This window comes from Paenibacillus sp. FSL H8-0315, assembly GCF_038005365.1.
Lineage (GTDB): Bacteria > Bacillota > Bacilli > Paenibacillales > Paenibacillaceae > Paenibacillus_AQ > Paenibacillus_AQ odorifer.
The window spans coordinates 6,752,534-6,779,475 of record NZ_JBBOTA010000001.1 but is presented as its reverse complement, the minus strand read 5'-3'; the positions used below and the strand labels follow the sequence as shown (position 1 = coordinate 6,779,475).

At 41.6% G+C, this 26,942-nt stretch carries 21 protein-coding genes and 1 pseudogene; 5 read left to right on the top strand and 17 right to left on the bottom strand.

Annotated features, from left to right (window positions below):
• Nucleotides 1-17 precede the first annotated feature (17 nt).
• The 5 genes from MHB56_RS29575 to MHB56_RS29555 form a co-directional block, all read right to left on the bottom strand.
• On the bottom strand, nt 18-1,199 hold the full coding sequence (locus tag MHB56_RS29575; RefSeq protein WP_036677141.1) for a NupC/NupG family nucleoside CNT transporter: 1,182 nt from the start codon (nt 1,197-1,199) through the stop codon (nt 18-20).
• A 15-nt stretch (nt 1,200-1,214) separates the two neighbouring features.
• Complete coding sequence (locus MHB56_RS29570; protein ID WP_076302118.1) at nt 1,215-2,519, bottom strand: purine/pyrimidine permease; 1,305 nt, start codon at nt 2,517-2,519, stop codon at nt 1,215-1,217.
• A 47-nt stretch (nt 2,520-2,566) separates the two neighbouring features.
• The gene (deoD, locus tag MHB56_RS29565) at nt 2,567-3,274 is read right to left on the bottom strand and encodes a purine-nucleoside phosphorylase (RefSeq protein WP_076130497.1); all 708 of its coding nucleotides are present in this window, start codon (nt 3,272-3,274) and stop codon (nt 2,567-2,569) included.
• A gap of 161 nt (nt 3,275-3,435) precedes the next feature.
• Complete coding sequence (locus MHB56_RS29560) at nt 3,436-4,869, bottom strand: helix-turn-helix domain-containing protein (RefSeq protein WP_341144351.1); 1,434 nt, start codon at nt 4,867-4,869, stop codon at nt 3,436-3,438.
• 118 nt (nt 4,870-4,987) lie between these two features.
• A complete protein-coding gene (locus MHB56_RS29555; protein WP_076277335.1) occupies nt 4,988-5,539 on the bottom strand; it encodes a biotin transporter BioY in 552 nt (183 codons plus the stop codon).
• Nucleotides 5,540-5,786: 247 nt separating this feature from the next.
• Here MHB56_RS29555 and MHB56_RS29550 point away from each other — a divergent pair, with 247 nt between their 5' ends.
• The gene (locus MHB56_RS29550) at nt 5,787-6,764 is read left to right on the top strand and encodes a biotin--[acetyl-CoA-carboxylase] ligase (protein WP_341144350.1); all 978 of its coding nucleotides are present in this window, start codon (nt 5,787-5,789) and stop codon (nt 6,762-6,764) included.
• 129 nt (nt 6,765-6,893) lie between these two features.
• Here the strand turns inward: MHB56_RS29550 and MHB56_RS29545 are convergent, their stop codons facing one another.
• The 4 genes from MHB56_RS29545 to MHB56_RS29530 all read right to left on the bottom strand — a co-directional run bounded on the left by MHB56_RS29545 (nt 6,894) and on the right by MHB56_RS29530 (nt 11,199).
• Entirely contained in the window at nt 6,894-8,246 is a 1,353-nt protein-coding gene (locus tag MHB56_RS29545) for an MATE family efflux transporter (protein WP_076130493.1), read from the bottom strand.
• Between the two features lie 234 nt (nt 8,247-8,480).
• A complete protein-coding gene (locus tag MHB56_RS29540) occupies nt 8,481-9,164 on the bottom strand; it encodes a MarR family winged helix-turn-helix transcriptional regulator (protein WP_076130492.1) in 684 nt (227 codons plus the stop codon).
• 296 nt (nt 9,165-9,460) lie between these two features.
• Nucleotides 9,461-10,243 (bottom strand): ABC transporter ATP-binding protein, encoded by a 783-nt coding sequence (locus MHB56_RS29535; RefSeq protein ID WP_076130491.1) that lies wholly within the window; start codon nt 10,241-10,243, stop codon nt 9,461-9,463.
• 113 nt (nt 10,244-10,356) lie between these two features.
• Nucleotides 10,357-11,199 (bottom strand): helix-turn-helix transcriptional regulator, encoded by an 843-nt coding sequence (locus tag MHB56_RS29530; RefSeq protein ID WP_076184951.1) that lies wholly within the window; start codon nt 11,197-11,199, stop codon nt 10,357-10,359.
• 150 nt (nt 11,200-11,349) lie between these two features.
• Here MHB56_RS29530 and MHB56_RS29525 point away from each other — a divergent pair, with 150 nt between their 5' ends.
• Nucleotides 11,350-13,059: a glycoside hydrolase family 2 protein gene (locus MHB56_RS29525; RefSeq protein WP_076130489.1), complete on the top strand. Its 1,710-nt coding sequence runs from the start codon at nt 11,350-11,352 to the stop codon at nt 13,057-13,059.
• A gap of 221 nt (nt 13,060-13,280) precedes the next feature.
• On the opposite strand, the gene MHB56_RS29520 is transcribed toward MHB56_RS29525, so the two are convergent.
• The 3 genes from MHB56_RS29520 to MHB56_RS29510 form a co-directional block, all read right to left on the bottom strand.
• Nucleotides 13,281-13,853 (bottom strand): TetR/AcrR family transcriptional regulator, encoded by a 573-nt coding sequence (locus tag MHB56_RS29520; protein WP_339167859.1) that lies wholly within the window; start codon nt 13,851-13,853, stop codon nt 13,281-13,283.
• A gap of 284 nt (nt 13,854-14,137) precedes the next feature.
• On the bottom strand, nt 14,138-14,890 hold the full coding sequence (locus MHB56_RS29515; RefSeq protein ID WP_341144349.1) for an SDR family NAD(P)-dependent oxidoreductase: 753 nt from the start codon (nt 14,888-14,890) through the stop codon (nt 14,138-14,140).
• Between the two features lie 233 nt (nt 14,891-15,123).
• Nucleotides 15,124-16,125, bottom strand: coding sequence for an NADP-dependent oxidoreductase (locus MHB56_RS29510; RefSeq protein WP_076302112.1), 1,002 nt, complete (start codon nt 16,123-16,125; stop codon nt 15,124-15,126).
• 182 nt (nt 16,126-16,307) lie between these two features.
• Between MHB56_RS29510 and MHB56_RS29505 the strand changes: the two genes are divergently transcribed.
• The gene (locus MHB56_RS29505) at nt 16,308-16,856 is read left to right on the top strand and encodes a TetR/AcrR family transcriptional regulator (protein WP_076130485.1); all 549 of its coding nucleotides are present in this window, start codon (nt 16,308-16,310) and stop codon (nt 16,854-16,856) included.
• Nucleotides 16,857-17,500: 644 nt separating this feature from the next.
• Here the strand turns inward: MHB56_RS29505 and MHB56_RS29500 are convergent.
• Nucleotides 17,501-17,671 carry a hypothetical protein gene (locus MHB56_RS29500; protein ID WP_175617339.1) on the bottom strand — a complete coding sequence of 57 codons (171 nt, stop codon included), beginning with the start codon at nt 17,669-17,671 and terminating at the stop codon, nt 17,501-17,503.
• A 179-nt stretch (nt 17,672-17,850) separates the two neighbouring features.
• Here MHB56_RS29500 and MHB56_RS29495 point away from each other — a divergent pair, with 179 nt between their 5' ends.
• Entirely contained in the window at nt 17,851-18,372 is a 522-nt protein-coding gene (locus MHB56_RS29495; RefSeq protein ID WP_036677170.1) for a DUF3231 family protein, read from the top strand.
• A 140-nt stretch (nt 18,373-18,512) separates the two neighbouring features.
• Nucleotides 18,513-19,157, top strand: a pseudogene (locus MHB56_RS29490) (LysE family transporter).
• Here the strand turns inward: MHB56_RS29490 and MHB56_RS29485 are convergent.
• The 4 genes from MHB56_RS29485 to MHB56_RS29470 form a co-directional block, all read right to left on the bottom strand.
• Nucleotides 19,075-20,403, bottom strand: a complete 1,329-nt coding sequence (locus MHB56_RS29485; protein WP_076130483.1) for a metal-dependent hydrolase family protein — start codon at nt 20,401-20,403, stop codon at nt 19,075-19,077. The pseudogene MHB56_RS29490 and the gene MHB56_RS29485 overlap by 83 nt on opposite strands.
• Nucleotides 20,404-20,575: 172 nt before the next feature.
• The gene (locus MHB56_RS29480) at nt 20,576-21,184 is read right to left on the bottom strand and encodes a TetR/AcrR family transcriptional regulator (protein ID WP_076133162.1); all 609 of its coding nucleotides are present in this window, start codon (nt 21,182-21,184) and stop codon (nt 20,576-20,578) included.
• 92 nt (nt 21,185-21,276) lie between these two features.
• Nucleotides 21,277-23,892, bottom strand: coding sequence for a phosphoenolpyruvate synthase (gene ppsA / locus MHB56_RS29475; RefSeq protein WP_341144348.1), 2,616 nt, complete (start codon nt 23,890-23,892; stop codon nt 21,277-21,279).
• A 285-nt stretch (nt 23,893-24,177) separates the two neighbouring features.
• Complete coding sequence (locus MHB56_RS29470; RefSeq protein WP_076130613.1) at nt 24,178-26,829, bottom strand: endo-beta-N-acetylglucosaminidase; 2,652 nt, start codon at nt 26,827-26,829, stop codon at nt 24,178-24,180.
• Between the last annotated feature and the right edge of the window lie 113 nt (nt 26,830-26,942).

Genomic DNA, 26,942 nt, shown 5'->3' with positions numbered 1-26,942 from the left:
AATACTCCTTGCATCAACTAGAATATGATACCGATAATCAAAGCTGATAAAACGCTTACAAGTGTGGCGCCAAATAACAGCTTTAATCCAAATCGTGCGACGATATTCCCTTGCTTTTCATTCAATCCCTTCACTGCACCCACAATGGTACCAATCGACCCAAAGTTAGCAAATGAGATTAGAAAAACGGAGACAATGGCTGTAGTACGGCCACTTAAACCTTCTTGAATCTTAACAAAGTCAAGCATAGCAACGAATTCATTCGCAACAAGCTTTGTCGCCATAATACTACCGGCCTCAACAGCTTCATGCCATGGCACACCGATAAGAAAGGCGATGGGTGCAAAGACGTAGCCTAACACTCCTTGGAACGAGATTCCGAATATGCCACTGAAGACTCCGTTAATTAAAGCAATGATTCCTACAAAACCAACTAACATTACCCCAACTACTATGGCTACTTTAAAGCCATCCATAATATATTCGCCCAGCATTTCAAAAAACGTTTGTTTTTCTTCTACCTGAACTTCAACAATATCTTCTTCAGGTGTAACTTCATACGGATTAATGATGGATGAAATGATAAATCCGCCAAATAGGTTTAATATCAATGCAGCTACTACATACCGAGGTTCTAGCATCGTCATATAGGAACCAACGATTGACATGGATACCGTAGACATTGCAGACGCACATAATGTATACAAGCGATGTTTTGGCAATAGTCCAAGCTGGTTTTTCACCGAAATAAATACTTCATTTTGTCCGACAATTGCGGCTGCAACTGCATTATAAGATTCCAATTTACCCATGCCATTTATTTTACTTAGCACCAAACCAATATACTTTATAATGAATGGCAGTATTTTGTAATGTTGCAAAATCCCTATCAATGCTGACATAAAAACAATGGGCATCAAAACATAAAGGAAAAATGTATGCGCCCCTTCATTTGCAATGCCGCCAAACACAAAGTCAGTACCTTCATTGGCGTATCCAAGTAATTTTGCAAAACTATCAGCAAACCCTTTAATCAAAAATTCTCCAATGCTCGTTTTTAGGATAATTAATCCCAAACCTATCTGAATAGCAATCATTACAATGATTGGACGATATTTAATCTTTTTCTTATTGTTACTTCCTAGCCATGCCAGTAATAGAACAATAACCAGACCAGCAATAGAAATTAGATAATGCATTTTTAGCCCTCCAAATTATCGGTTAATTTTCTTGGAATCCTCATATCGAAATGCATCTTTCCACATTAACCCTTGTTCCAAAATAATCGCTAACAGGCTTCCGCATATTAATCCATTATTTAAAATGGCTATCACGATCGGAGATAAATGGGCCGTAGCTGATGCAGGAATAAACATTAAACCTACACCCACTAAAAGGGAAAGCCCACTGACAATAAATGTTCGCTCTTCATGAATAACCTTTTTCAATTCCTTTAGCGCTAGTCCGACCATCTTCACAAAAATGACGAAGGTAACAGAATAGCCTATGGGAGCTGGAATCGCAGATATGAAATTCATCATAGGCGGAAACAAGGATATTGAGATCACTAAGCTGCAGCCTATTAAAAATGATTTGCGCTCCCTCATCCCTGTTTGCTCAACATATCCCGCCGCTCCCGAAATAGGGACTGAGCCGACCGCTCCTAAACCACCACTAATAAGATGCGTAATTCCAGAAGTAAACCCGGCGCGCAAATAACGACGATGATCCCCTTGCTTTGGTTTCATAACGGTCTCCATCAAACGGATGGATGCCACTGCATTGGTTATTAATAATAGGGTTAGTAAAAATGCAGTAGTAATTGTCCCGGCATCGAATCGGGGTGTTCCAAATGGGAATATTTCCGGCAGCTTAAATAGAGTATCCGCACGAGAAACCGCCGGCATACTACCGCAGATTATAAATAATAGGCAGCCTATCACTATACTGAGAATTATTGAAAACTGGCTTAGTAATACAAAGCGGCTGTTGCCTAACCAAAAGGTAATGCAGACCACGATCACACTAAGGATGAATACTTTAACATCTAACATGGTGTGGGCTATGGTAATCCCCATCATCCCTTTCATAAAAGATCCGCTTAATTGAAAGATCAATAAAAGTAAATAAATAAAGGTGATGGTTGGAGTAAAAAGACGAGCGATTTTATCCATTAGCTTAAATGCTGAAATTAGGATAAACAACACTCCGCTAATGATCATCGCTCCACTTAAAGCCTGTAAAGCGCCGTTGTTAGAGGAATAGAGTCCCCCCACTAAACTCGCGTAAATGGTAAAAATGCTCCACCATAACCCTGCTGGACCTTCATGAATAGGGAATTTATGACCCATCAGGCCTTGTAAAAATCCAGCTATTGCTAAAGTAATCATGGTGCTCTGAATGAGTCCAGAAGTCTCTATGGGTGTTAAGTTATATAAATCTGCGATAGCAATGGGTGCAGCAATTGCACCAGCGATCATAAAAATCATCCACTGCAATCCTGACAGTATTACCTTCATTTCTTTCTCACTCTCTTTTCTAACAACACTGCACTCTTATCAATAAATCAGCCTTCAACGACTGTGTTAAGAGCTACTTCGACCATTTCATAAAAGGATTGTTCACTTTCTTTATGAGTTAGGTGCTCCTGTCTTAACAATTGACTGCCGACGGTCAAAATCGATAACGCTTTTACACCATATTTAGCGGCTAAAGTGTATAGGGCGGTACTTTCCATTTCTACAGCTAATACACCGAAATCCATGAACTTATGAAGCCGATCTAAATTTTCACGATAGAATTCATCAGAATTATAGATGTTACCAACAAACACCTTTGCATTTTTAGCTTGTGCTTGTTGATATGCTTTCATTAGCAATGAGAAATCTGCCGTTGGTGCAAAATTACAGCCATGAAAGATCTTTTCCGTCATATTACTGTCTGAAGATACTGCTTGGGCTAATATAATATCGCGGATATTGATATCTTCCTGCATCGCGCCACATGTACCAATGCGAATCAATTTCTTAACTTCATAATCGACGATCAATTCTGTTGCATAGATACTCATCGATGGATTTCCCATCCCTGTCCCCTGAACCGACACAGGCACACCCTTGTATAATCCAGTGTATCCATACATCCCTCTTACTTCGTTATAACAATAAGCCTCCTCTAAAAAGTGTTCTGCCACAAACTTTGCACGTAAAGGATCTCCTGGGAGCAAAACGAGCTCTGCTATTTCTCCCTTATTTGCACCTAAATGCCTACTCATAGTTCTTCCTCCAACTTTTAATAGTAAACTGAGGTTTACCGAAATCGCTTTCCACTTGCCTTCAAGTAAAATCAGTTTCGAAACTAGATTGAGCATAAGGTTTTTTAACATTACAAACTAGACCAAAAACTTACGGAGCTTACGGAAAATAATTGGTCAAATTATAAAAGCAGTTCTTTACGAATGTTGACTAAATCTCTTTTAGAGGGGATCGTGGAAATAATAACAACAGGCACTGTCGTTAATGCAACCGGGATATTACTAATGACAAGATCGATATTATTTTGCTGCATGATCTCGTCGGTCAGGCCTTTCATTATGGAAGTATTAAGGATCAACTGATCTCCAATTTCCTTCTTTATCAAGTCTGCTATGTAATGACGAATTGAAAATTCTTCCCCGATCACTAAAAAAGCCCTCTTACTTTTATAACGTAAACTCGAGCGGACAATTAAGGTTAGCTTTGTTAAATGAAAATGATTAAACAAAACGGAAGGGTAAGTTTTATTCCACGTTTGCATACAGGTTTGCAATTCTTGATAAATCTGCTGGCATTCCTTTTGAACATATGTTGTTAAATGACTTGTTGAAATCATCATCCATTCCGGAATGGCATTTTCGATTAATAGCTTGTCAAAGAACCCGTAAATCTCCAAAATAAACCGTTCTTGCATATCTAAGTTCGGGTATACCTTTGCTAATAACATTAGAAGCAGATTCCCCATTTGATATTCTTCTTTATCCTTGTGTAATTCGACTTCTTTCATCGGAGTGATCTCTGACCCTTCATAATAATGATATTGGCTGAGACTAACCATGGATTGCATAAAGAATATTTCACTGTTTGGAAATTCAACGGACAGCATATCCTCAAGACGTTTTGCAATAGTTTTCACTGGAAAATAAAACATCCCCTTTTCCCAAGGGTAAGCATTTTCGTCGATTTTCACACATTTTCCTTTAGCCACTCTTTCTATAACAATGGCCAACAAAAACGATAATCTCCTTTTGGAATTGATAAAATATACAATGTTATTCTCATTTTCTATATTTGTGATTAACTGATTAATATAAGCAAAATCAACATTCGCAAAGGGCCAGCCTGTAAACTCATACGCATCACAATATAACTTCCAATAAAAATATCGAATATTCATTTCATTCCCTTTAATCATGGGGGTAGAAAAACTAATGCGTAGCTTATAAGCTTTTAGATCATCATTATTTAATTGCACAATCAATTTCTTCAAAGACGAGGTACTCATAAACATGGCTTCGGAGAGCTCTTCCACTGACAGTCGACCCACATTCGTAAACAAAAAATCCATCAGCCGATAAAAGATGGTTTGTCTGAACATAGAAGAAATCACTTCACTAATCGTACTTCGCCCATCACGTTGAAGAACTATTCCCTTTCCTCTAGAAACCTCAATGGTTACAGTAGATGGTAATTGCTTGCTGATTTCCTCCACCATCTTCCGGATGGTCTTATCAGAGATCCCTAAACTTTTTTCGATTTCCGCTAAGGTAAACCATCTATGTTCTGTATCAAGCAGCGTTAATAGTTGACTAGCTAAATTAAATCCCTTATCCATTTTTCTACACCCACTTCAATTTCGTTTTAATTTTTATAGTATAAACAAATTCGCAACCATACCCTATTATTTTTCAATAAAAAAACTCGGGTTTTATTTACCCGAGTTTCAAATCACATTATATTTGTGTTTTTTCTTCAATAGGGCTAATTGCTTTCAACTGCATCGTTATGACGGCTGCAATAACGGCTTTGATGATGTCTCCCGGAAGAAAGGCCAACGCTCCGACAAGACCAGCCCAGATCGAAGTATTGGTTATCAATGCCATGACAGGGGCACCAATCAGACTCACTAGTAATACACCGAAGATTATGTTGATAGCTACCAGCTTCCAAGTTCGAACCTTCGGCCAGATTTTTTCGGAATACCAGCCAATAAGGCCGGCCGCGATTGGAAAACTAAATATGTATCCTGCAGAAGGTCCAACTAACACCGCGATTCCGCCGCGACCGCCAGTCAGTACAGGCAGCCCAATGGCTACTAGTATGATGAAAATAATGAGACTGAGGGCGCCCATCCGTTTCCCCAGAAAACATCCAGCCAACATGACGCCAAGCGTCTGGGCAGTGATCGGAACGGGGATGAAGCCGAGGGGGATGGGCGGTATCATCCCCAACACCGCGATAAGTGCTGCGAATAATGCAGCATAAATTAGTTCTTTTGTCTTCAAAAAAATGACCTCCATTGGATATCAATGATTGTATTCTGGTTAGTAAATACGTCCAGTAAGCTGAATTATAATGGAGATATTCTTTATTGTAAACCATAAATTAATATATGGTTTACAATAGAATAAAATACCATGCTTGAGTTTTTCCTATTGTTATATAGAATTAGAGTATTCAGTCGCAATCGTTGGATGTTAATCTATTCAATGGGTTTTGGTCGGAGAGTTATACTTTTGGAGGTTTAAGTTCATGACAGTAAAAGAACATATTCTTGCCTTGCTCGACAGTAATAAGGGTGAATATTTTTCCGGCGAGGAAATAGCCGTTCAGTTATCCGTGACGCGCAGCGCGGTCTGGAAAGCCATAAAATCTTTACAGACAGACGGTTATTCCATACAAGCTGTAACCAATAAAGGATATTCCATGTCACCACAAACGGATATCTTATCAGCCAGTGCAATTTCAAAGTACCTGGATACTCAGGGGCAAAAGTTACGTGTTGAAGTCTTTAAGACCATATCTTCCACGAATGAAGCCGTAAAAAACCTTGCCTCAAATGGAGAAGCTGAAGGTAAAGTGATTCTTTCGGAAGAACAAACAGCTGGTCGCGGGCGAATGGGCCGGAAATTTTTTTCTCCACCTGGAACGGGTATCTATATGAGCATCCTGCTGCGTCCCAAGCTGTCCGCAACAGACTCAGCTTTATTGACCACTTGCGCCGCTGTAGCTGTAGCCCTTTCTATCGAGAGCGTATCCGGTAAAGAAACGCAGATTAAATGGGTAAATGACGTTTTTATGGAAGGTAAAAAAGTATGCGGGATCCTTACCGAAGCATCCGTGTCACTGGAAAACGGCTGGCTTGATTATGCTGTTCTCGGCATCGGTATCAATGTAGTCCTCCCTTCCGAAGGCTTTCCCAATGATCTTACCGAGATTGCGACAACTGTAATTTCCGAAAACAATCCTTATGGTGATCTCCGCAACCGTCTCGTTGCAGAAGTACTAAACCATTTCATGAGATATTATGAACATTTAACGGACAGATTGTTTCTTTCCGAATACAAAAAAAGGTTAATTTCACTTGGCGAACTGGTGACCGTGATAAAGGATAATGAACAACGTAAAGCAACAGCCATTGATATCGATGACGATTGCCATCTGAAAGTCAGATATGAGAATGGTGACGAGGAATATCTTTCAAGTGGAGAAGTCAGCATTAAAATTTAACTGGAGCTTCGCCTCCAAAGCAGCTAGTGCTGCCTCATGGCAGGCTGCTTCATCATACGAGCCAAAAAAACCTTGCTGATCCAAGGTTTTTTTAGATGAACTTAAAATATCAACTTAAAGCTTAGGATTCTACTGTACTAAAGTATCTAAATCAGGCTGCAATTTGTTCCGCAGAACATACAGCATGATGGCACCCACAAGGAACGCAACAGCATCTGAAATGACGAGCGACCAGACTACTCCGTGGAAACCGTTCATTCGATTAGCGATATACAATACTGGAATCAGAGTAACACCTTGAATAATTGACATAATAAAGGCGGCGGTTCCTTGTGCAGTCGCTTGGAAGATCCCCGTAAACAACGCGGTCGTTCCTGAAATGAACAGGGATAAGAACGTTACATGAAGAATATAGCTGCCCAGTTCAATTAATTGCGGGTCATTCGTAAATAAACCGATTAAGTGGTCGGAAATCAGATATACAATAATGCCGAACACGGCTGCTAATGCCACAGTCACTTTGATTGTGAATGTAATGGTATGCTTCATGCGTAATTTATTGGCTGTAAAAGAGAAGGCAATCAGCGGCACGACTCCCTCACATAAGCCCATCAGAATAACCTCTGGAAATTGTAATAATCGTGATGAAATTCCGAAGGCCGCAATGGCCTGCTCCCCATATTCGACCAGAAAACGGTTAAAGATAAGTGACATTGCACCCATGAAGAGACTCATAACAAAAACGGGTACTCCAATTTTAAATACATTGCTGAGAATGTCTTTGGAAGCTTTGAACCATTTTACAGAGATGGTTAAGAATTGGCTCTTATATCCCATGTGGAAGGCGTAGAATGCACTTGCAACCAAGTTAGAAATGACTGTAGCAGATGCAACCCCGATCACGTCCCAATGGAAGACGAAAATGACTAGCGCATCGAGAATAATATTCACAACAACACTGAGAAGCATGCCGATCATCGAAGTGATCGCTGCCCCCTCCGAGCGCACGATATTCTCCAGCGTGAAGAATAGAACGACGAAAGGTGAACCAATAAGCATAATCGTGACATAGTCCTTCGTGAACCCGAAGGAGTCAGGCGTCGCTCCCAAGCCATGAACGATTGAATCGATCAACGGGATGCCGGCAGCCATCAAAATAAGACCGAGAGCTAAACTGCTGTAAAAGGCGAATGAAGACACATGCTTTACATCATCATATTTTTTCTCTCCCAGCAAACGGGAGATGAATGCACTGCTACCGATACCAATCAAGTTACCTAGCGCCATAATGGCGGCGAATAACGGTAAAGTTAGTGCGAGTGCGGTTAACATCGCAGTATTGCCCAGTGTACCAAGGAAATAGGCATTCAAAATGGAGTATATGACACTCATCGACATGCCTAGCATCATCGGTACTGCGAAGTGAGCTACGGCTTTTGCGACAGGTGCTTTTTCAAAGTAATGGAGGTTTTCTGCATCCATAAGGTTCACCACTATCTTTCTTTATTTTGTTTTTTGAAATTACTTAGAATTCTAACTATCGGTCCAATATGATCCGTGACGCAGCAACAAGCAAACCTGTACCCTAACGACGAGTTTTCAGATTTGGCGTACGAAATTTGACTATTCTTCAGTTTCACATTACGCTGCCTTTGCCGTTCATCTTTCTCTGGTGGAAAGGCAGCGCCTCAGCTACTGTTTGCTAAAAGACTTTAATTACTTATCGTCTGGGCCATGTGACTTGTCAGGTGACGAATTACTGTCATCGCTGGAAGGCCAGCCGAATCCGCGCATGTCACCACGCCCTTCTCCGCCAAATCCAGGGAACCTTCCGCTAAAGCGTTCGTCCCTAGAATTTCCCCACATTCTGTGCATTTGTCCGCGCATAGCCATCATTTTTTCAAATTCCTCTGTTCCCATACGCGCCTTGGCAGCTTCCATCCACATAGCCATCAAATCACGTTCTCCGTCCGATCCAAGTTCTTCCTCCAAAGCTGTAATGACGCGAGTTAGGTAATCCCCGAAAGCTATCTGCTCTTCTGGCGATAAGCGAGAAAATATGTTGCCGCTGTCTATCTCTTGTTTCTCTTCCTCTTGTCCTTTTTGCGTTAGGTAAATCAACATGATACGTTTGTCTGTTTCTGAGGGTTTACGGGTGATGTATTCTGCTTTCTCCAGTTTACCAAGCAATTCATTGAGGGATGATACACGGATGTCCAACATATAGGATAAGTCTTTGGTGCTGATACCGTCTTTCATCCGAAGAAACGCTAATATCCTCCCTTGCCCACGTGATGCGTCGGCCATAGGACCAACCGCGGCATGAGACTTCAAGTGTTGTCTTTGCAACAGCCATTGCAGTTTCGCGAGTTTTTCGTACAATTCAGTATTCATGTCCATAATGAATCCTCCATTAAGTTTTTACGGTACCTGTTTAACTTTATAACGGTACCTGTTGATTTGTATTATAACGGTACCTGTTAGATATGTCAAAATGTTTTTTTACAGGTACCGTTAATATGTTGTTTGACTGTTTATGGACGTGGCTTATAAGCTTGCAAACAAATACAAAACCCGCGCATTGCGCGGGTTATTTTAAAATTATATTGTGATTAGTTTTCATTTTTTATATCTGCAAGCAATCCTTCAAACCACTTCAGAGCGGTTTGCTCGCCTATTCGATGTGCCTTGATATTCTACTTATCACCGGCAAGTGTAAGCCACTTGCGGTTATGATGTTCCTGTACTTCAACGGGGGTATCGAAGAAATCACTCAAAACATCTGACTGCAAGCAGTTTACTGTCTCGTCACCTTTGTAGATTTCACCGTTCTTTACCAGCAGCGTGTGCGTGAAGCATGGTGTTATCTCCTCGATATGATGGGTTACATACAGCAAGGTTGGTCCACCAGGTTGCTTTGTTATCTTCTCGATCATCTGCAGCAGCTGTTCACGTGCAAAAATATCTAGTCCCGTGCACGGCTCATCAAGGATTAGTAGATCTGGATTGGCCATTAGTGCGCGTGCAATGAGGACTTTCTGACGCTGTCCTTGCGACAAGGTATCATATGTACGACCAGCCAAAGAAGAGCAGTCTAGAAACTCCATTAACTCCTCGGCTTGCTTTTGATCCTCTTCATTCGTCTTATCATACAGACCAATCGTCGCGAATTTTCCGCTTAGGACGATGTTCAGGGCAGTCTGATGGCCGTACAGCTTCTGCTGCAAGGAGGTGCTTACCCAACCGATTCGTTTGCGTAGCTCTCTCAAATCCACATCGCCAAAGCGATGGTCCAGCACTTCGACTTGTCCTGTTGTCGGCCAGATATAGCCGTTCACGACGTTTAGCATCGTCGTTTTTCCTGATCCATTCAGACCGACGATACACCAGTGTTGTCCCTGCTTCACTTCCCAATTCATATCGCGTAAGATCATTGTCGTATCACGTTGCCATGATACATTTTTGAGTGATATAATCATGCCCAATTTTCCCTCCTTAAACATGCTTCAATGAGTTCAATATTATCATGGTAAAGTCCTTCCCGTAAAAAAACATAAACGCAAGATTTTCTCGCCAGCGGTTCTACGGACAATTAATCTTTGATTCTCTGTTTGTTTCGGTATACTGTCGGAGGGATCCCGTTAAGCTGTTTAAAAATCTTACTGAAATGATATTCTTCGTAGTACCCGCATAATTTGGCGATTTCCTTAACTGGATAATCGGTAAAAACCAGATAACGACAAGCTTGCTGGTTCTGTAAGTGCATATGGTATTCCTTTGGCCCCATCCCCGTAAATTTCAGGAACATCTTCCGCAAGTAAGATGGCGAAATGCCGTATTTCTCCGCCAATTTCTCAATCCGGTGATGATCCTTATAGTCGTTCTCGAGAGTTTTCTTGATCTGTTCGAAGGCGGCGAAAGCTCCAGACTCCATCAGATTCCAGTCCGGTTGTACGGTCTGGTGCAGCATATGCAGTAGGATCTGCATTTTAGCCCGGGATACAGCTATGCCATCGGTTAGTCCGGGCAGCCAGTCCTGGTGAATCCCCCAGACCAGCTGGCTAATTTCCTCAGCTTGCTGTTGGTTATATTGGCTTAAGAAGGGAAGTCTCAGTTTTACGATTGGCTTGACTTCCTTCCATACCGCATCATAACCAAGCTCTGCACAATCGAAGAGCAACATCGTTATGCGAAGTGGAGCATCCATCTGCGAGCGCATGGACAGTTTAAGGCCTGGTTTTAAATAGATTAGCATTCCAGCCTCTACTTTGTGCTCAACATTGGTCAGGAAAACCCCTTTACCTTCATGAATCCAGTACAAGCTGTGCACATTTACCATGTTACGGATGTCCTCCCAGCCGGGATAAGTAGCTTTGTCGAGTACAAAATGGATATGCACTGTGAGGTCATTCAGCTTGTAATCATTTTCTTCCAATTAATAATCCCCTCCTGCTGCTAAAAGAGCGATTTAAACAAGACGGTAACGTTTTTTTCTATTCAATGCTTAAACTCCAAATGTTACTATCCATATTATCAAGATGTCTGAAATTCACAATACATTACAGGAAATAAAGGAGGAACATACTTGTTAAGGACTTTTAGCGAGTATCAAATTCGGAGAACTGCGCTGTTGGATGGGCCTTGGGATTTCATGAAGGATCCGTTAAATACGGGTGTTCAAGAAAAATGGTTTGAGCGATTTCCACATTCTTGGCAGTCTCTTTATGTGCCCTCGTGCTGGAATAATGAACTGGGAATGTACGATTATGAAGGTGTCGGTTGGTATCGTAAAAAAATACAGACTGTGAATTCGCAGCATGTCAGACTCATCTTTCATGCCGTGCTGGGCCACGCCGACGTCTATTTGGACGGGCAGCACCTTGGGTATCACTATGGAGGATTTACACCTTTTGAATTTATTGTTCCTTCCTTAGGGGCAGGAGAACATGAGATTATCGTCCGGACGGACAGCACCTTGGACCGACTTACGATTCCTACGGAGCAGGTGGATTGGTTTCATTATGGGGGAATCATACGGTCGGTGGAGCTGCAATATTTGCCTGAACTTTACATCGAACAACTGAAGATTGATTATGAACTGCATGGACCAGATGCCGATGTCACTGTTCAGGTGAGGCTCCATTCCTTCTTTAAGGAGCAGCACACTACAAAGATAACATTCTCCGAAAGCGGACATGAATTGCACTCGGAAGAAGTACAGATTGAAACTGGCCAGACCCTCAGTCATACGTTCAAGTTGCTTATGCCTGAAGTACGTTTGTGGAACGTAGGTCTTCCAGAACTGTATACCTTTCAACTGCGGACAGAGGAAGACGACAAGATTGAACGGATCGGTTTTCGCTATATTGAAACAAAGGATCATCGGATTCTAATTAACGGTTCACCTGTTTATCTTAAGGGTGTGAATAGACATGAAGAGCATCCTGAGTGGGGTTTCGCCTTCCCTCCGAAGCTGATGCACAAGGAGCTCAGTATCATTTTGGAGTTAGGTTGCAATTCCGTCCGGGGTTCTCATTATCCCCAAAGCCCATATTGGCTTGATCTACTCGATGAGCAAGGGATTGTATACTGGAGCGAAATTCCGATATGGGGAGCCTTTCTGCCGAACGAAACAGTAAGTGAGCCGCTCTTCCAGGAGCGTGCACTGACTATGATTGAAGAAATGATCAGCTTGCATATGCATCACCCAAGTGTGATCTTTTGGTCCGTTCATAATGAGATTGATACCCGGACGCAAGAAGCATATGCTTTCACACAAGCTCTAGTCGGATTGGTGAAGAAACTCGACAGTACTAGGCTTGTCACCTACGCTACGATGCATCCACTCGAAGATATTCTACTTCCTTTATTCGATGTTATCGGTATTAATAAATATTTTGGTTGGTACGAAGGCGATACAGCCAGCTTTAAAGACATGCTGGAACAGTTCCATGTGCGTGCGGAGCAGATGGGAGCCGGTGACAAGGTAGTGCTCATGACCGAATTCGGTGGTGCTGGACTATTTGGGGATGTGGGCTGGGAGCAGAGATTGTTCAGCGAGGATTATCAGGCAGATATTGTAACTGAAGCACTGGCGATCTTCAAAAATGATTCGAAAATTGGCGGGACTTACATCTGGCAGTTTGCAGACATCCGCGGCGATCTGAAGAGCAGCAGCAAGAACTTTCGCGACCGTGCCCGCGGCTTCAACAACAAGGGTCTGGTTAATGAATACCGCAAACCTAAACAATCCTTCCGTGAAGTGCGCCGTATCTATCAATCTTGGACAGATTAATATCCACATTGACTAAGAAGCCCATCGTCAACATGGGTTTTTTTAGTGTCTGCATTCTTAGTTCCTTACAGCTGGTGTCGGACGCGATATTTATATAGTTAAGCTGGGCGTATTAAGTCGGTTCTATTCTTCGCGTACTCGGGTAGCAGTAAGTTGATTGTCTATTTTCGGCATTCGATACAAGTGCTTGTCCTCTTACACTGCAGATAGATAAAGGAGTTTTAATCTAGAGTGATCAGTATGGTATGAATAATACTTGTTAATTTCCCATGGTCCGTTGCCGTTTTTACCATTGTACGTAGTCCTAACCAGGCATTCATTAAATAATGGGAAATAGCCTCGGGCTCCAGTGAAATTCTAAGTTCACCTCTTTGCTGGCCAGTCTGAACGAGGTCATATAACAACTTCTCCGTTTTTGAATAGCTATTCTCAACAAAGGATGCAACCTCCGGATCCAGTACTCCCAACTCCACACCCGAATTAACTATGAAACATCCTTGAGGTTCTCCTTCGCTCCTCATCGAAGATTCTAGAAATTGTCGAATGATCTCCTTTACGGGTTCTTGTTTCTCAACCAAGAAGCTCATTTTTTTGTTTTGAGTAGATTCGTACCGTTGGAGTGCCGTCAAATATAAGGCGTGCTTATCACCAAATGTATCATAGATACTTCTTCTGTGAATTCCCATACAGTCTACCAAATCTTGCATTGAAGTTTTCTCGTAACCTTGCATCCAAAATAGTTTTATCGCTTTATCTAGTACTTCATTAATTTCAAATTCTTTGCTTCTTGCCATTGTAATCACCTCAAGCAATCATTATACATTTAAGTAAACGATCCGCAAACTAATATATAAAACGTAAATAAAATCAAGCAAGATGCTTGATTTTATTCATAACATGATAACTTAACTGATGCTTACCGAAGAATTCTTACTTTGTCTGCTTATAAACAATCCAGAGTCCAATCTTTTTCCAGCGTATGCAAAAAAGTTGTACCCCACGTTTAAGAATAGGGAAGCCAGTTCTTTTTGCTCCAGTTTCTTCAACGATCGTTTTAGTGACTAATATCTAATTCGATTTAAAACTCAGATATAATTGGATAGATTTGATCTCTCAGATTGAAATCATAGTTCTGGTCAACAATCCCTATCATATCATTGCTATCATAAAGCTCTACCATGAAACTCGCCATTTGTTTGGCAGTGTGGTATTTTGGCATGTTTGCTTTGTAATCAAATTCTTCAGCATCTATAGATTTCTTTACAAATTCCGTTTCAGTTATTGCTGGTGCTAAAACCTTTGCTTTTAATTTCGCGCCTTTAAGCTCTAGTTCCTTTGCAAGCCCTTCGGTGAAGGCACTAACATAATATTTAGATGCAGAATAAGCAACGCTCCCAACAGCAATGGCATATCCGAGTGCGGATGATACGTTAATTAACTGAGTTCCTTCTACATCAGTATAATCTCGCACAAATAGTGTTGAAAGGATCGTCAAGGATTCGATGTTAACACGTAACATAATTTCAACTTTATCTAAATTCTGTTCTACCACAAAAGAAGCTTCACCAAGTCCTGCATTATTAATCCAGGTTTCTATTTGGTATTCCTTCAAAGTGTTATACAGTGTGTAAGCCTGCTCTGTAATAGACAGATCATTTGAAATAATAATAACATTTACATTAAGATCAATATTCTGAATTGTTGATTTAAGTTCTTCTAATTTATCTAATCTTCTAGCTACCAAAATTAAATTTTTACCGCGTGCAGCAAACGCCAATGCTGTTTCATACCCAATTCCTGAGCTTGCTCCTGTAATCACTGTATATTTCATATTATTCTCTCCCTTTTAAGTTTTTTGATCAATTAACAACATTTCAATAGAGTTTATATTCACGATTAAACTTGTATCTCATTCACCCCCTCCCTTAATAAATTTCTTCAAAATATTCAAGAACGATCATTCTAGTTAAGGTAAAAAAACTACACTATTAACTCTAATTTGCATCAGTATATCAATTCTAGAATGATCAGTAAAGAATTTTTTGACAACAATTGAGACCCTCCTTAAAATCTGATAATAACTTTCCCTTTAGGATGACCTTCAGCAACAAAAGTCAGTGCTTCGTTAATATCTTCTATGTGGAATTCTGTAGGGTCCACTGCTGGTACAATCCCATTATCTTCAATAATCTTCGTAATTTTCTTTAATTGTTCGCCATCACTGCGAACAAAAATGAAATGATATTGAATCTTCTTTTTCTTCGCTTTATGATCATACTTAGCCCCGGCGATGGTGAAGAGCTTTTGTTTCCAGCCAGAGAAGCCCAAATCTTCTGCAAAACGTTTGTTAGGACCGGTCCGCAGAGAAAGAAGGCGGCCTCCTGCTTTAATAATTGAAAGTTCATGATCAAATTCGCTGGGTCCCAAGGTATCCATCACATAATCAACATCACTAAGCTGTTCCCAATAGTTCGTAGTCGTATAATCAATATATTGGTCTGCACCAGCGGCCATTGTCCGTTCACGTGCTTCTGGATTTCCACTGATGATGACCTTGAGCCCCATGCTTTTGGCGATAGGAATGGCCATTTGGCCAAACGAACCAGACCCTCCAGGGATAAACACGCTTTCGCCAGCTTTAGCATTTAATTCTTCATTTAACCCTTGATAGGCTGTCAATCCTGTTAATGGCGCAGCAGCACCAGTCACAAAATTCAGATTGGTGGGTAGGTACCCGATGGCATCTGCATTAATTGCCGCGTATTCCGCAAAGGCACCGATTTTTTGTAGTGGCAGACGTGAATAAATTGCATCGCCAACTTTGAAACCTTGCACCTTCTTACCCACTTTTTCAATAACACCCGTCAGCTCGTTACCAAGTACCAAAGGGAATTCATAATCCTGAATCAGCTTTACGCTTCCGGTACTAATGAGCAATTCCAAATGATTAACTGCTGCTGCTTTCACCTGGACCAAGACTTCGTTATCACTTATTTCTGGGATTGGAATATCGTTCACTTTTACTATGAACTTTTTTGAATATTTGGTGATCTGTGCTGCTTTCATGATAAATGACCTCCTATGCGTTAAAAAAGTAACATTTATTTATTTTTGTAACTTACACAACAAGCATAAAACTATAAGTTACAAAAGTCAACAATTGTTACTGGATATTTCATATGTTAAAATACTCGCAAGTGTATAAACGACAAAAAGGAATTTATTGAAGAAAGAAGGGTTGACAGTCGGTGGCTAAAATCACTCAAGAGCTTGTTATTGAAACAGCTGAGGCATTAATTAAACGCACGGAAAAATCCGAAGTGACACTCTCACAAATTGCGGATGAATTAAGTATCACCCATGCAGCGCTCTATAAGCACTTTAAAAATAAGCAAGAGCTCTGGGCAGCTGTATCTAAGAGCTGGTTCAACCGGATGATTTCAGAACAAATTAAATTAGATATGACTAATTTAACTAAACCGCAAGAATTGCTTCACGATTGGCTATGGGCATTTGTTAACGCAAAAAAACGCGCTTATAACGAGAATCCCAAGATGTTTGCCTTGAATACTCAATACGTGGATAGCAATCCACTGGTATTACGCGATGTTCTCTGGGATTCCTACCAAATCATTGACGGCTTCATGGACTATCACGATCCCCACTTGGAACGGGCTGAGGCGATTCTCTCTGCGTTTGCAGTATTTAGCCTCCCATCCTTCAAAGAATCCTGGAATTTACCTGACTACCAAGACAGGTTTGAACGCATCTGGAGTTTAATCAAACAGGGTCTATGAATTCAAATCCCTTAGTTTTAAAAAAATTATTCTTCAATCATAAACATGGTCCAGAAGCTTCTGTCTTCTGAAGTACTGCAGTTACTCTCCCACTTTTGTCCGGTTCCGCCAATTTTCGTAAACTCGGAATAAAATTATCATTACGAAGTCCTGCTCCGATGGAATACGCGGAACTCCTCACTGAGTATGCCAACATGTGCAGGTTACGGACGACTTCTGGAACCTGTGGCTGGTGCTAGATATGCGCCGCACGGCGTAAACCTTTATTGGTTCTTCTAAGATTACAACTTATAAAAAGAGGTCTGTTGTAATAAGACAGATCTCTTTTTTATTCCTTATTTTCATTCAGCGGATTATCGAATTAATAAATATCGTTAAAGTGCAAGCGGATTACAATATCCAGATCGTAATTGCCGAATCTCGAACCATAGAGTGTCCATTCCCCCTACAGTTCCCTTTAGTTCTAAAAAGTTTAGCTTTTTTCTCGGCTTCTATTCCCAAGCCTGTAAGTCCAAGCAACCCTAAGAGACCCAACCACCTCATATTAGTGCCTCGATTCTCATCCCCGAGTGCCTGCGCTCGGTAATTTCCATTCTCGACCGCTGTTGAATTATGATTACCCGTTGCATTAACATTCCTTTCATTCAGGTTATCATTTGTTTGATTAGCCGAGCACTTACCAAAGGTGTTGGAAGTCTTAATGACTCCCAATCCATCCCTGCCTTGATTGGAGATACACTCCACCATCTCCAGTGATAAGCAACTTCATTGAATGCAAAGGCAATTATACTTGCAATCATCACGTTGAAAAACATTTGATTCCTCCACAACTCGTGTTCAATTTTATCGTTCCTTATTTTCACATTTATCCTTAAACTTGCACGGATGACGACGCCTCAAATTGACATACAAATTTTATGTGAAAAGCTGCAATTTCCGTGTTTTTGTGGGCATGCTAATGTTTGTTCAAATTCAACAATAAAGGAGACTGTTTATGACAGGGATTCTAGGCGGTAACCCCAAAGAAGAACCGATGCATTATGGAGAGATTTTTACGGTTTGGCAAGCCTCTATGGTAGCAAAGGGAGCACTCTCTTGTTACAGAGCTTATATGTATCACGCTGGTGACAATGACCTGAAAAAAATATTAGGAGCTTTAATTGATCAAGCGGAGCTTGAAATCAGTGAGTGTGATACACTGCTCTCAGAGCAAGGTATTGCATCTGCACCAGTAATGCCAAATCGGCCCGATGCCAAGCTTGAAGATATTCCTGTAGGGGCACGTTTCACAGATCCTGAAATTGCTGCCAAACTTGCAGCTGATAATGCTGTTGGACTTGTGGCATGTAGTCAGGCAATGGGACAATCGATCAGAGAAGATATAGGGGCTTTGTTTGCTAAATATCACCTTACCAAAGCAGCCATCGGCCTTAAAATTCTACATTTGACTAAGAAAAAGGGCTGGTTGATTCCTCCACCTCTTCTTGTCAAACGACCTGAATCCGTTAAGGCGTAATCCTACTCACTCTTCAGCTTCTTATAAAAGAAGGCCTGCAATCATCCGCGGGCCTTCTTTTGCTTGTCCTACTACTACCTTTATTAGAATATGTTATCTATATTAAGGAGGAGGACAACATTAACGTATTTATAGGTTATATGATTCTAGGATTATCCCTCTCGGCACCTCTCGGACCCATTAATGCAGCACAGCTGAACAAGGGACTCCGCGGAGGATTTATGCCTGCCTGGATAGTTGGTTTAGGGACGGTTAGTGCCGATATCATCTATATGCTGCTTGTTTATTTTGGCCTCATTCATCTGCTGGATGCTCCGTTTGTTAAAGTGTTTTTATGGTTGTTCGGATTCTTTGTCCTCGTCTATTCAGGTGTAGACAGCATTAAAAATACAAGAGAAATTTCAGGGATTTAGATGAGGGGAAACGATGTCTCACTGTCCAAATCTTATCTTTCGGGATTTCTGATGTCCTTGTTTAATCCCCTCTCCATCCTTTTTTGGCTGGGTATATACGGCTCAATATTAGCTAAGGTGGTTAGCGAGTATCCAATTCAGCAGTTATTGATCTACAGTGGAGCGATCGTCCTCGGGATTTTACTCTGGGATGTAGCCATGGCTGCCGCCTCCAGCCTCTTTCGGGGCGCTGTTCTTTTAAGAATAGCTAGGATACCCAAACGTGCTTCTACAATCATTCATCTCACTCCTAAATACTCCAAACCGTATCCAGCAGCTCGTCCACTGCTTGAATTCTGTTCACAGAGGGTGTTTGTATTAAATTCCCTCTGACCATAACCATAGCTACATTCGACAAAGCTTTTATGTTCTCCAATGGGTTTTGCTCCATCATGATTAAATCCGCATATTTGCCAACTTCTATTGTCCCTGTCTGGTGATCGATTCCCAAAATCTCTGCATTTGATTTGGTTACTAGTTCAATAACCTGACTTGCGTTCAGCTTTGTTTGTCGCATGAAATGATCAAGCTCACGCCAAAGATCATAGTGGGTTACATAGGACATAGCGGCATCCGTGCCCACACCAATTTTGATATCATGTTCTATAGCCTGCTGTAGCCCTTTTAACATAGAGCCATACACAAGCCGGGCATTTTCCTTAACGGTTGTATTCAACTTTGTCAGGCTCGGGTCTAATTTCGCACTGGGATAAGCTGCTTGTAAAGTAGGGATCACAGCGGTGTAGCCCTTTAAGGCTCTGGGATTATTTTTGTACAGCCTGATCATTTCCTCATCCATCTCCGCGCCGTGTTCAATAGTATCCACCCCACCCTTTAACGCAACTCTTACACCTTCGGTACTTTCTGCATGTGCCGCCACACGCATCCCAATTTTATGAGCTTCCTCGCAAATCGCAGCCACCTCTTCTTCCGTCATTTGCAAGCGGCCTGCTTCTCCGACCCTTTTGGCATCGGTAACCCCGCCAGTTACACATATTTTGATTAGGTCCACTCCGTTTTTTACATTGATTCTTACATTTCTTCTCCCTTCCCATGGTGAATCACCGACCAAAGCCAAATAAGGTGCACCGTGGCCATTCGTTACGCTCAGGAAATACCCGGATACCAAAAGATTAGGTCCAATAAATTGATTTGCCTTAATCTCATCCCTCAAAAGAACATCAGTATAAAAAAATTCACCTATGCTACGCATCGTTGTTACTCCGGAATGCAGTGCGGTTAGGGCATTGTTTTTCATCCGTTTCTTCAATACGTTTCTGCCCAGTCTCGTATCCAAAATATGATGAAACGCAAAATTCAGCAGCCCTTCACTGGCAGATAGCGTAAATGGCTTCCCATCGGCAAAAAGATGAACATGCGCGTTGATGAGACCGGGCATCACATATTTCCCCGAACAATCGATCGTTTGGTAATGGTTCGGAACAGTTACAGCGCTTGCTTTCCCGATCTCTTGAATCAACCCGTTTTCCTGAATCAAAATAGTCATATGGGTATCTGTTCCTTTTATTGCATCTCCATATATAACATTGCAGTCCTTAAACGCATAACCTATCTTCATCGTAGCTTCCCCCGTTTCATGATTACACCTTTCAATAGTGAATTCATTATTCAATATTGGATTAAAAAAATAGGGACCCTCGTAGATGCTTAATGTGCATATCCACTTAGTTGTCCCTCATTGCAGCGTTGTGCGCCAGTTCCACCCCACACCTAAATTCGGCGCATTGACGTTATTCGTTTAAGCTTTTTAGTCCATGCAGCCAGTATAAGCTTAATGCCTCAAAAATCCGTTTCCGGCTATCGGCGCTCATCTCGTGCTTTAATAAATCCAGAATCATATTGATGACATTGTTCGCGATGATCTTCAGCAGAATCATATTTTCTTCGGTTCCGATTTCGTATCTTTTATAATGATCCTTAATATAGGGCCTTTTAGTTTCGATCATCAGATCGATCAGCTCGTTTTTGGCATTGCTATATACGGTCCCTTTATTCTTTTCAAAAATAATAACAATCTGCCTGCTGTACTGGGTTAATATAGTTATTTGCTCTTGAACGATAGCTGATTTTTTCTCATTATTAACATCATCAAAAAAAGTCTGGTTATCGATGCGAATATTTTCCACTAACACATTCTTCAAATAGTCCACTAAAGACGGCGGAACAACTGAATAGAACAACTCTTTTTTATTTTTAAAATAAGTATAAATATTTCCAACAGAAATTTGAATTTCATCGGCAATATCATTCATTTTGGCATCAGAGAAGCCTTTTTGGAAAAATACCTTTAAAGCGGCGGATTCAATTTCCTGTTTCACTTCATCTTTTTTAGACTGCATATTGCCCCTCACCTTTAATAATGAATTGATAATTCACTATTAAAAATAATTCAAAAGATTGAATTTGTCAAACCACATTCGTGATTCAGCCATTACAATATCTCGATATAGCCTTCTGTTCCATGCACACGAATTCGTTGCCCGTCTTTTATCAATTTGGTAGCATTCTCCACTCCGACAACTGCTGGCAAGCCATATTCACGCGCAATAACTGCCCCATGGGTCATTAGTCCACCAACTTCAGTAACTAGGCCTTTTACAGATACAAACAATGGAGTCCAGCTAGGGTCAGTAAATAAGGTAACTAATATATCTCCGTTTTCTAGATCAGCATCCTCCATGTTTAAGATGACACGCGCACGTCCCTCTATAACACCGGCAGAAACCGCTAAACCTACAATAGCTTCAGTTGGGAGGTTTTCTCGTTTATACTTCCCCGCAATGATTTCACCTTCAGACGTAATAACACGTGGTGGAGTTAGTTTTTCAAATAATTTGTACTCTTCTTTGCGTTTGCTGATGATCTGGTAATCCAATTTATTTGTGCTTGCAACTTCGCATAGTTCTCCAAAAGTGAGATAGTATATATCTTCTTTTTCAGGAATAACTCCCGCTTGTATTAGTTGTTCAGCTTCTTTCAGTAAAGCTTGTTTATAAACGAAGTAGCGATTAACCATACCGTATTTGGGGTATTCCCTATACCCGCTGAAATTCCGGATGAGATCAATCATTCGTTTTGTTTCATTCGCTTTTTGTTCACCATCGGGTAATTGCTTCAATCGATCTAATAGCTCTTGTTCTTTTTTCAAAGCTTCCTGTCGACCTTGCTCAAATTTCCGATGGCCAGCATTAGGTTTAAAGTTTTTGATATTACTGAGAATCATGGGGACAAGTGTAGTTGGTTTTTCGCTCCAACGAGTTCTTGTAAGATCGATTTCTCCGGTACATCGCATTCCGTATTTACTGAGATAGTCATAGAAAGCGTCTTGGGTTTCCTGCCCACCCTCAAAACTAACCAGTTCATTTAAGAAATTATCATCTTTAACCTGCTGTAAATAATCAATGACTTCCGGATATGGCCGAATCACATCAGCGAGATTGAGTAGCGCCAGACCCATTTCTGAAGTAATATTGCCCTGTACAGATTGAGAAAGCGTATCCGCTGCGTTTTTTTCACCTAACCACTCATTTATTTTTTCATTGATCCATGCTGAGGCATCCATAGCCGCCATAATCACACGCATACTTTGTGGGTTGAATAGAATCTTCTTTAATTGCTGCATATCTTCCAGAATAAAATCAAACAACTCCGCCCCTGATTTGGTTTGAATGATTTGTTGCAACTCTTCTATCGAGGCTTGGTTGCTCTTAATGAGGTCAGAAACGATTGTCGGATCATTTTCCAGTTCTACTTGAGAATCACTAGGTGGCAGGCTTGTATTGCTCTTACTCGGAGTAGAAGCCTTTTCATTATCTGCCGAAAATTTTATAAAATCTTCTCGCTCTACGATGGTTATGAGTGCGTCTTTTATGAGGGGATCAGATTTACCTAAGGCTTCTATGATCATTTCTCTGCTGCCAGGTGAAGCAAGACTTGATGTGACATCAACAAACAATCTTCCGCCAGCTGTACGCATAGGTGCAGGAGTCGTTAACAGGTAAAAAGCCAATCCCAGCGGTTTCATGGGATCTGTCATCATTTGTTGATGACCAACAGATACATAAACGTGGTTTTCTTGATCATTCGCTTCAGGGATGGGGAATAAAGTCGTGATCGGCCGACTCTGGACGATATAAAATGTATCCTCGGCCAAACACCATTCGATATCTTGTGGGCAACCAAAATAAGCTTCAATCTGTCTGCCTATCCTTGCTAATTGTAAAATTTGTTGTTCAGTAAGTGTTTGAGTCTCTTGCTGATCGAGTTCGATCTGCCGGGTCTCTGTTCCGCCTTCTTTTAGTCCGTAAATAGCCAATTTTTTGGTTGCTATTCTCTTATCGACAATTTTCTCTTGCTGTACTTTATAACCATCGGCAGATACCAAGCCAGAGACCAGAGCTTCGCCAAGTCCAAAACTGGCATCGATGGATAGCAGTTTTCGGTTAGAAGTAATCGGATCAGCGGTAAATAAAATCCCTGAAGCCTGTGGAAAAACCATCCTTTGAACGATAACGGATAAATAAACTTGACTGTGGCCAAATCCATTTTGCATACGGTAGATTACGGCACGATCCGTAAATAGAGAAGCCCAACATTTGCTGATATGCTGAAGGATTGCTTCTATGCCGATGATATTTAAATAGGTATCTTGTTGACCTGCAAAAGAGGCATGTGGTAAATCTTCAGCGGTGGCACTAGAACGCACTGCATAAGCATGTTCATCACCCAGCTGGGTGAGATAGTGAGAAACTGCCTTCACAACATCGAAAGGAATTTCTGCTTCCACAATGATTTGCCGAATCTTCTTACTGATTTCACCGATTTGATCCCGATCTTCTACTTTTAGCATAGTTAGTTGATCCAACAAAGCATGATACGTTTGGTTCTGTTCGAGGGCTTGGTGATATCCTACTGTTGTAATACAGAATCCTTCTGGTACTTGTATTCCTTCTATTTGTGATAGTTTCCCTAAATTTAACCCTTTTCCGCCAACGAGCAAAAGCTGTGTATTGTCCACTTCCTGAAAACCGAGAACTAAAGAACGCATTTATTATCGCTCCTAACTATTAAATTGAGAAAAAAATTGACAAGAATTTAACGGTATGATAATATAAATATATAAGATGCAATTATTATGCCTAACTATAGAATTTCAGTCGTGAGTTGATTATATCATCGTGTCTTTTCATATGCAATATATAAGAATCTGATGAGATAAATCAGGTTCTTTTTTTGATTTCAGCTATCATTAGTGTTAAAGCAAATAAACCGTAGCCCCTCAAGTGGCCTACGGTTTATTTGCTTTAATATTAGAATGACGTAATAGGGTATATTATAATCCCTTCACTTCAAACTCATAGATCCGCGCTGCCGTATCGGCTCCCTGCGTAGGTTTGAGAATCAATAATTTTACATAGCGGGCTTTTACTAACGCAATTGAATCAGTCGACTCGGCAGCCGAGTTTCCTTGGACGTTGACGACATCCGTCCAGTTCGTTCCGTCGCTGCTGACCTGAATCGTATAATCACTGGTATTAAAACCGGACCACTCTCCTCCGCTCTCAGCATGCTTGATGACAAAAGCGCTGAGTTGATGTTCGGCGCCGAGGTCGACTTGAAGCCAATGGGGCAGATTGCCAATTGCGCACCATTTACTGTTATCCGTCACTTTACCATCTACGGCGTTAGGTGCCCCTTCCTTTTCCCCGCAGGCATGATCGGCTGTTGCAGTTTTACCAAGTGCCAGATTTTTCACTGCTCCAGCTTCCTTACTCACTGTGATGAGCTCTTTTTTCGTAATTGTGTCTTGGCCCGAGCTGTTAGTTGCAGTCAGTGTCACACTATAAACGCCTTCCTGAGCGAACGTCACAACTGGGTTCTTTGATGTGCTGACCGCGGGGCTTCCGCTTTCGAAGGTCCATGACCATCCTTCTGTCACTTCAGTCGACAGGTCGGTGAAGTTTACGCTCTCGCCTGGAGCGACTAGGGTTTGATCAGTTTTGAACTCCGCAGTCGGCTTTGGATAATCCGGCCAGCTGATCTTCACGCTAGAGGATTGACCTTGCTCGTATCTTCCATTGACGGCAACAACCTTCAATACTGTGATAGTTTCTTTGTCTATTCTTCGCATCTCAGGAACGTAAAACACATGATTTGGTGTTGCACCTATGAACATCTCACTGCCATCTGGAAGCACTCGATAGATTTCGTATTGCTTGACCTGTTGGTCAAGCTGTTTCCACTGTAATCTGGCATCTCCATAAATACCATTGCGAAAATCAGTTTGAGTGACCTTAAGATCGCGAACCGCGGGTAGTGGTTTGATCGGGTCATTAGCATTTTGAATGGAGAGCTGGCCAATTTGAATGTTGTAATTATTAACCTCATTCTTAGAATCAAAATACAGTGACAACGCTACGATCCGTTTCCCTTTGTATGGGGTCAAATTCAATGTTTCAGTTGTCCAGTCTGGCGATGTCTTATCCTTCACATTAAGGAAGATATTTTGATCGGGCTGATCTGCGAATGCAAGACCAACCTTCAGGCTTGGCTTATTTTGTGTTTTGTACGTAATAGACAGCTTTGTGCTTGCTTCGATCTTAAGGTCGGTCTTGTAGAGCTTCAAATGTGTCGCATTGTTAGGGTTCAGCACGCCTGATACCTTCAACGAACTGCCGCCGTAATAGGCATCGGACCAATCGAGCACTGGTGAAAGCGGGGTACCTTTGCTGTCTGCAATCCAGCGCCAGGAGGGAAGAATATCCTGCAGACTCCGGTTGTTCCAGCCTTTATCCCGCACCTGCTTCCCTCTTACAAAATATTTCTGTCCGCTTCCCGTGTTGAAGTTGGTGGTGAAAGGCAGCTCATTGATTGGTGATGATTCGATCACATCGTTAGCGATACCTTTCCAGGCTTGATCACTCGAGGTGTTACTCGGATTCCCGTTTGGACCCACCCAGAATTTATTCTCGCGTACGAAGAAATCTTCCATACTCTCTGCGCTGTTAAAAGCCCAATCGGGGCGGTAAATACCAAGGGAAGTAACGGCAGGATCTTTATCCGGAAACAACAGATTCCAGTTCACCTTTGTATCGTAACCCTTGGCTTCGACATCGATGCCTGCATACAAGTCATATGGACTTCTGCCCAAGCTTCTAGCCTTCTCTGCCGAGCTTTTAAGATCCTTCCACCAAAAGTTCAGGAACATATTGTCTGTAATTTGCTTTTTATTGTCTTGCAGGAACATCGCATTCTTGTCGTTAAGTGCATTTTGCCAACTGATACTGCCCTCATTGGTCATGGAATCATACCATACGATGTGCATAGAATTTGACTTGTGTGATTCCAGATAACTTAGGAAAGCTTTCATTTGCTGTGCGTCGGCCGGCGTTCCGCCCTCAGTCTCCTGGTTAATAAACCAGCCGTCAAATCCGTAATGGCTCGCAACCTGGATCAACTTGTCAGCAGCAGGAAAGGAGCCGTCACTATTCTGCTGAAGCATCTGCTTGACCCATTCATACTTCCCGCCATATACGGTTGGTGGAAAGAACACCGTTCCGATGATCGGCACGCCATTTTTATGAGCCGCGTCGATCGTATCAGCGCTTGGAGGTACGATGATCCCTTCGCCCGCGGAACCACCCCAATAGACCAGCTTGTCAACATATTGCCAATAGGTAAATGTGTTAGCTTCGAATTTGCTTGAACCCTGCGATGGAACTCCGCTTGTTCCCGGGTTCAGTGCTGATAAAGCCATGACTTTTGGCGCTTTGGTTGCATGAGCGTTGACTCCATCTGCTACAAAACGGTCCTGCAGCGGGACTGTGCTCCGGTTAAATGCGGCATCCGGGTCGGATGCCGGACTCCACTGAAGCAATTGCTCCGGAAACCAATAGGATGAATAAGGCTGTTTCGCGAACGCAGTTGTGGATAAGGCTGCGCACATCACAAGTAAGAATATAAAACCTGCCCCAATCTTTTTCATGCCATACTCCTCCAATCGATTGATTAAATGATTGCGCTTACATTTTATCAAGTTGGACAAAGCTATAGATAGTGGATTAATGGCAAGTTCAGGTGCATTTATTACAGGTTGTC

Coding starts and splice junctions, on each gene's coding strand:
- MHB56_RS29515 (WP_341144349.1), bottom strand. CDS start 14,890: ATGAAATATACAGTGATTACAGGAGCAAGCTCAGGAATTGGGTATGAA.
- MHB56_RS29520 (WP_339167859.1), bottom strand. CDS start 13,853: ATGGCAAGAAGCAAAGAATTTGAAATTAATGAAGTACTAGATAAAGCG.
- MHB56_RS29550 (WP_341144350.1), top strand. CDS start 5,787: ATGACAGTAAAAGAACATATTCTTGCCTTGCTCGACAGTAATAAGGGT.
- deoD (WP_076130497.1), bottom strand. CDS start 3,274: ATGAGTAGGCATTTAGGTGCAAATAAGGGAGAAATAGCAGAGCTCGTT.
- MHB56_RS29480 (WP_076133162.1), bottom strand. CDS start 21,184: ATGCAGTCTAAAAAAGATGAAGTGAAACAGGAAATTGAATCCGCCGCT.
- MHB56_RS29510 (WP_076302112.1), bottom strand. CDS start 16,125: ATGAAAGCAGCACAGATCACCAAATATTCAAAAAAGTTCATAGTAAAA.
- MHB56_RS29495 (WP_036677170.1), top strand. CDS start 17,851: ATGACAGGGATTCTAGGCGGTAACCCCAAAGAAGAACCGATGCATTAT.
- MHB56_RS29470 (WP_076130613.1), bottom strand. CDS start 26,829: ATGAAAAAGATTGGGGCAGGTTTTATATTCTTACTTGTGATGTGCGCA.
- MHB56_RS29540 (WP_076130492.1), bottom strand. CDS start 9,164: ATGGACATGAATACTGAATTGTACGAAAAACTCGCGAAACTGCAATGG.
- MHB56_RS29560 (WP_341144351.1), bottom strand. CDS start 4,869: ATGGATAAGGGATTTAATTTAGCTAGTCAACTATTAACGCTGCTTGAT.
- MHB56_RS29535 (WP_076130491.1), bottom strand. CDS start 10,243: ATGATTATATCACTCAAAAATGTATCATGGCAACGTGATACGACAATG.
- MHB56_RS29575 (WP_036677141.1), bottom strand. CDS start 1,199: ATGCATTATCTAATTTCTATTGCTGGTCTGGTTATTGTTCTATTACTG.
- MHB56_RS29500 (WP_175617339.1), bottom strand. CDS start 17,671: ATGTTTTTCAACGTGATGATTGCAAGTATAATTGCCTTTGCATTCAAT.
- ppsA (WP_341144348.1), bottom strand. CDS start 23,892: ATGCGTTCTTTAGTTCTCGGTTTTCAGGAAGTGGACAATACACAGCTT.
- MHB56_RS29485 (WP_076130483.1), bottom strand. CDS start 20,403: ATGAAGATAGGTTATGCGTTTAAGGACTGCAATGTTATATATGGAGAT.
- MHB56_RS29570 (WP_076302118.1), bottom strand. CDS start 2,519: ATGAAGGTAATACTGTCAGGATTGCAGTGGATGATTTTTATGATCGCT.
- MHB56_RS29545 (WP_076130493.1), bottom strand. CDS start 8,246: ATGGATGCAGAAAACCTCCATTACTTTGAAAAAGCACCTGTCGCAAAA.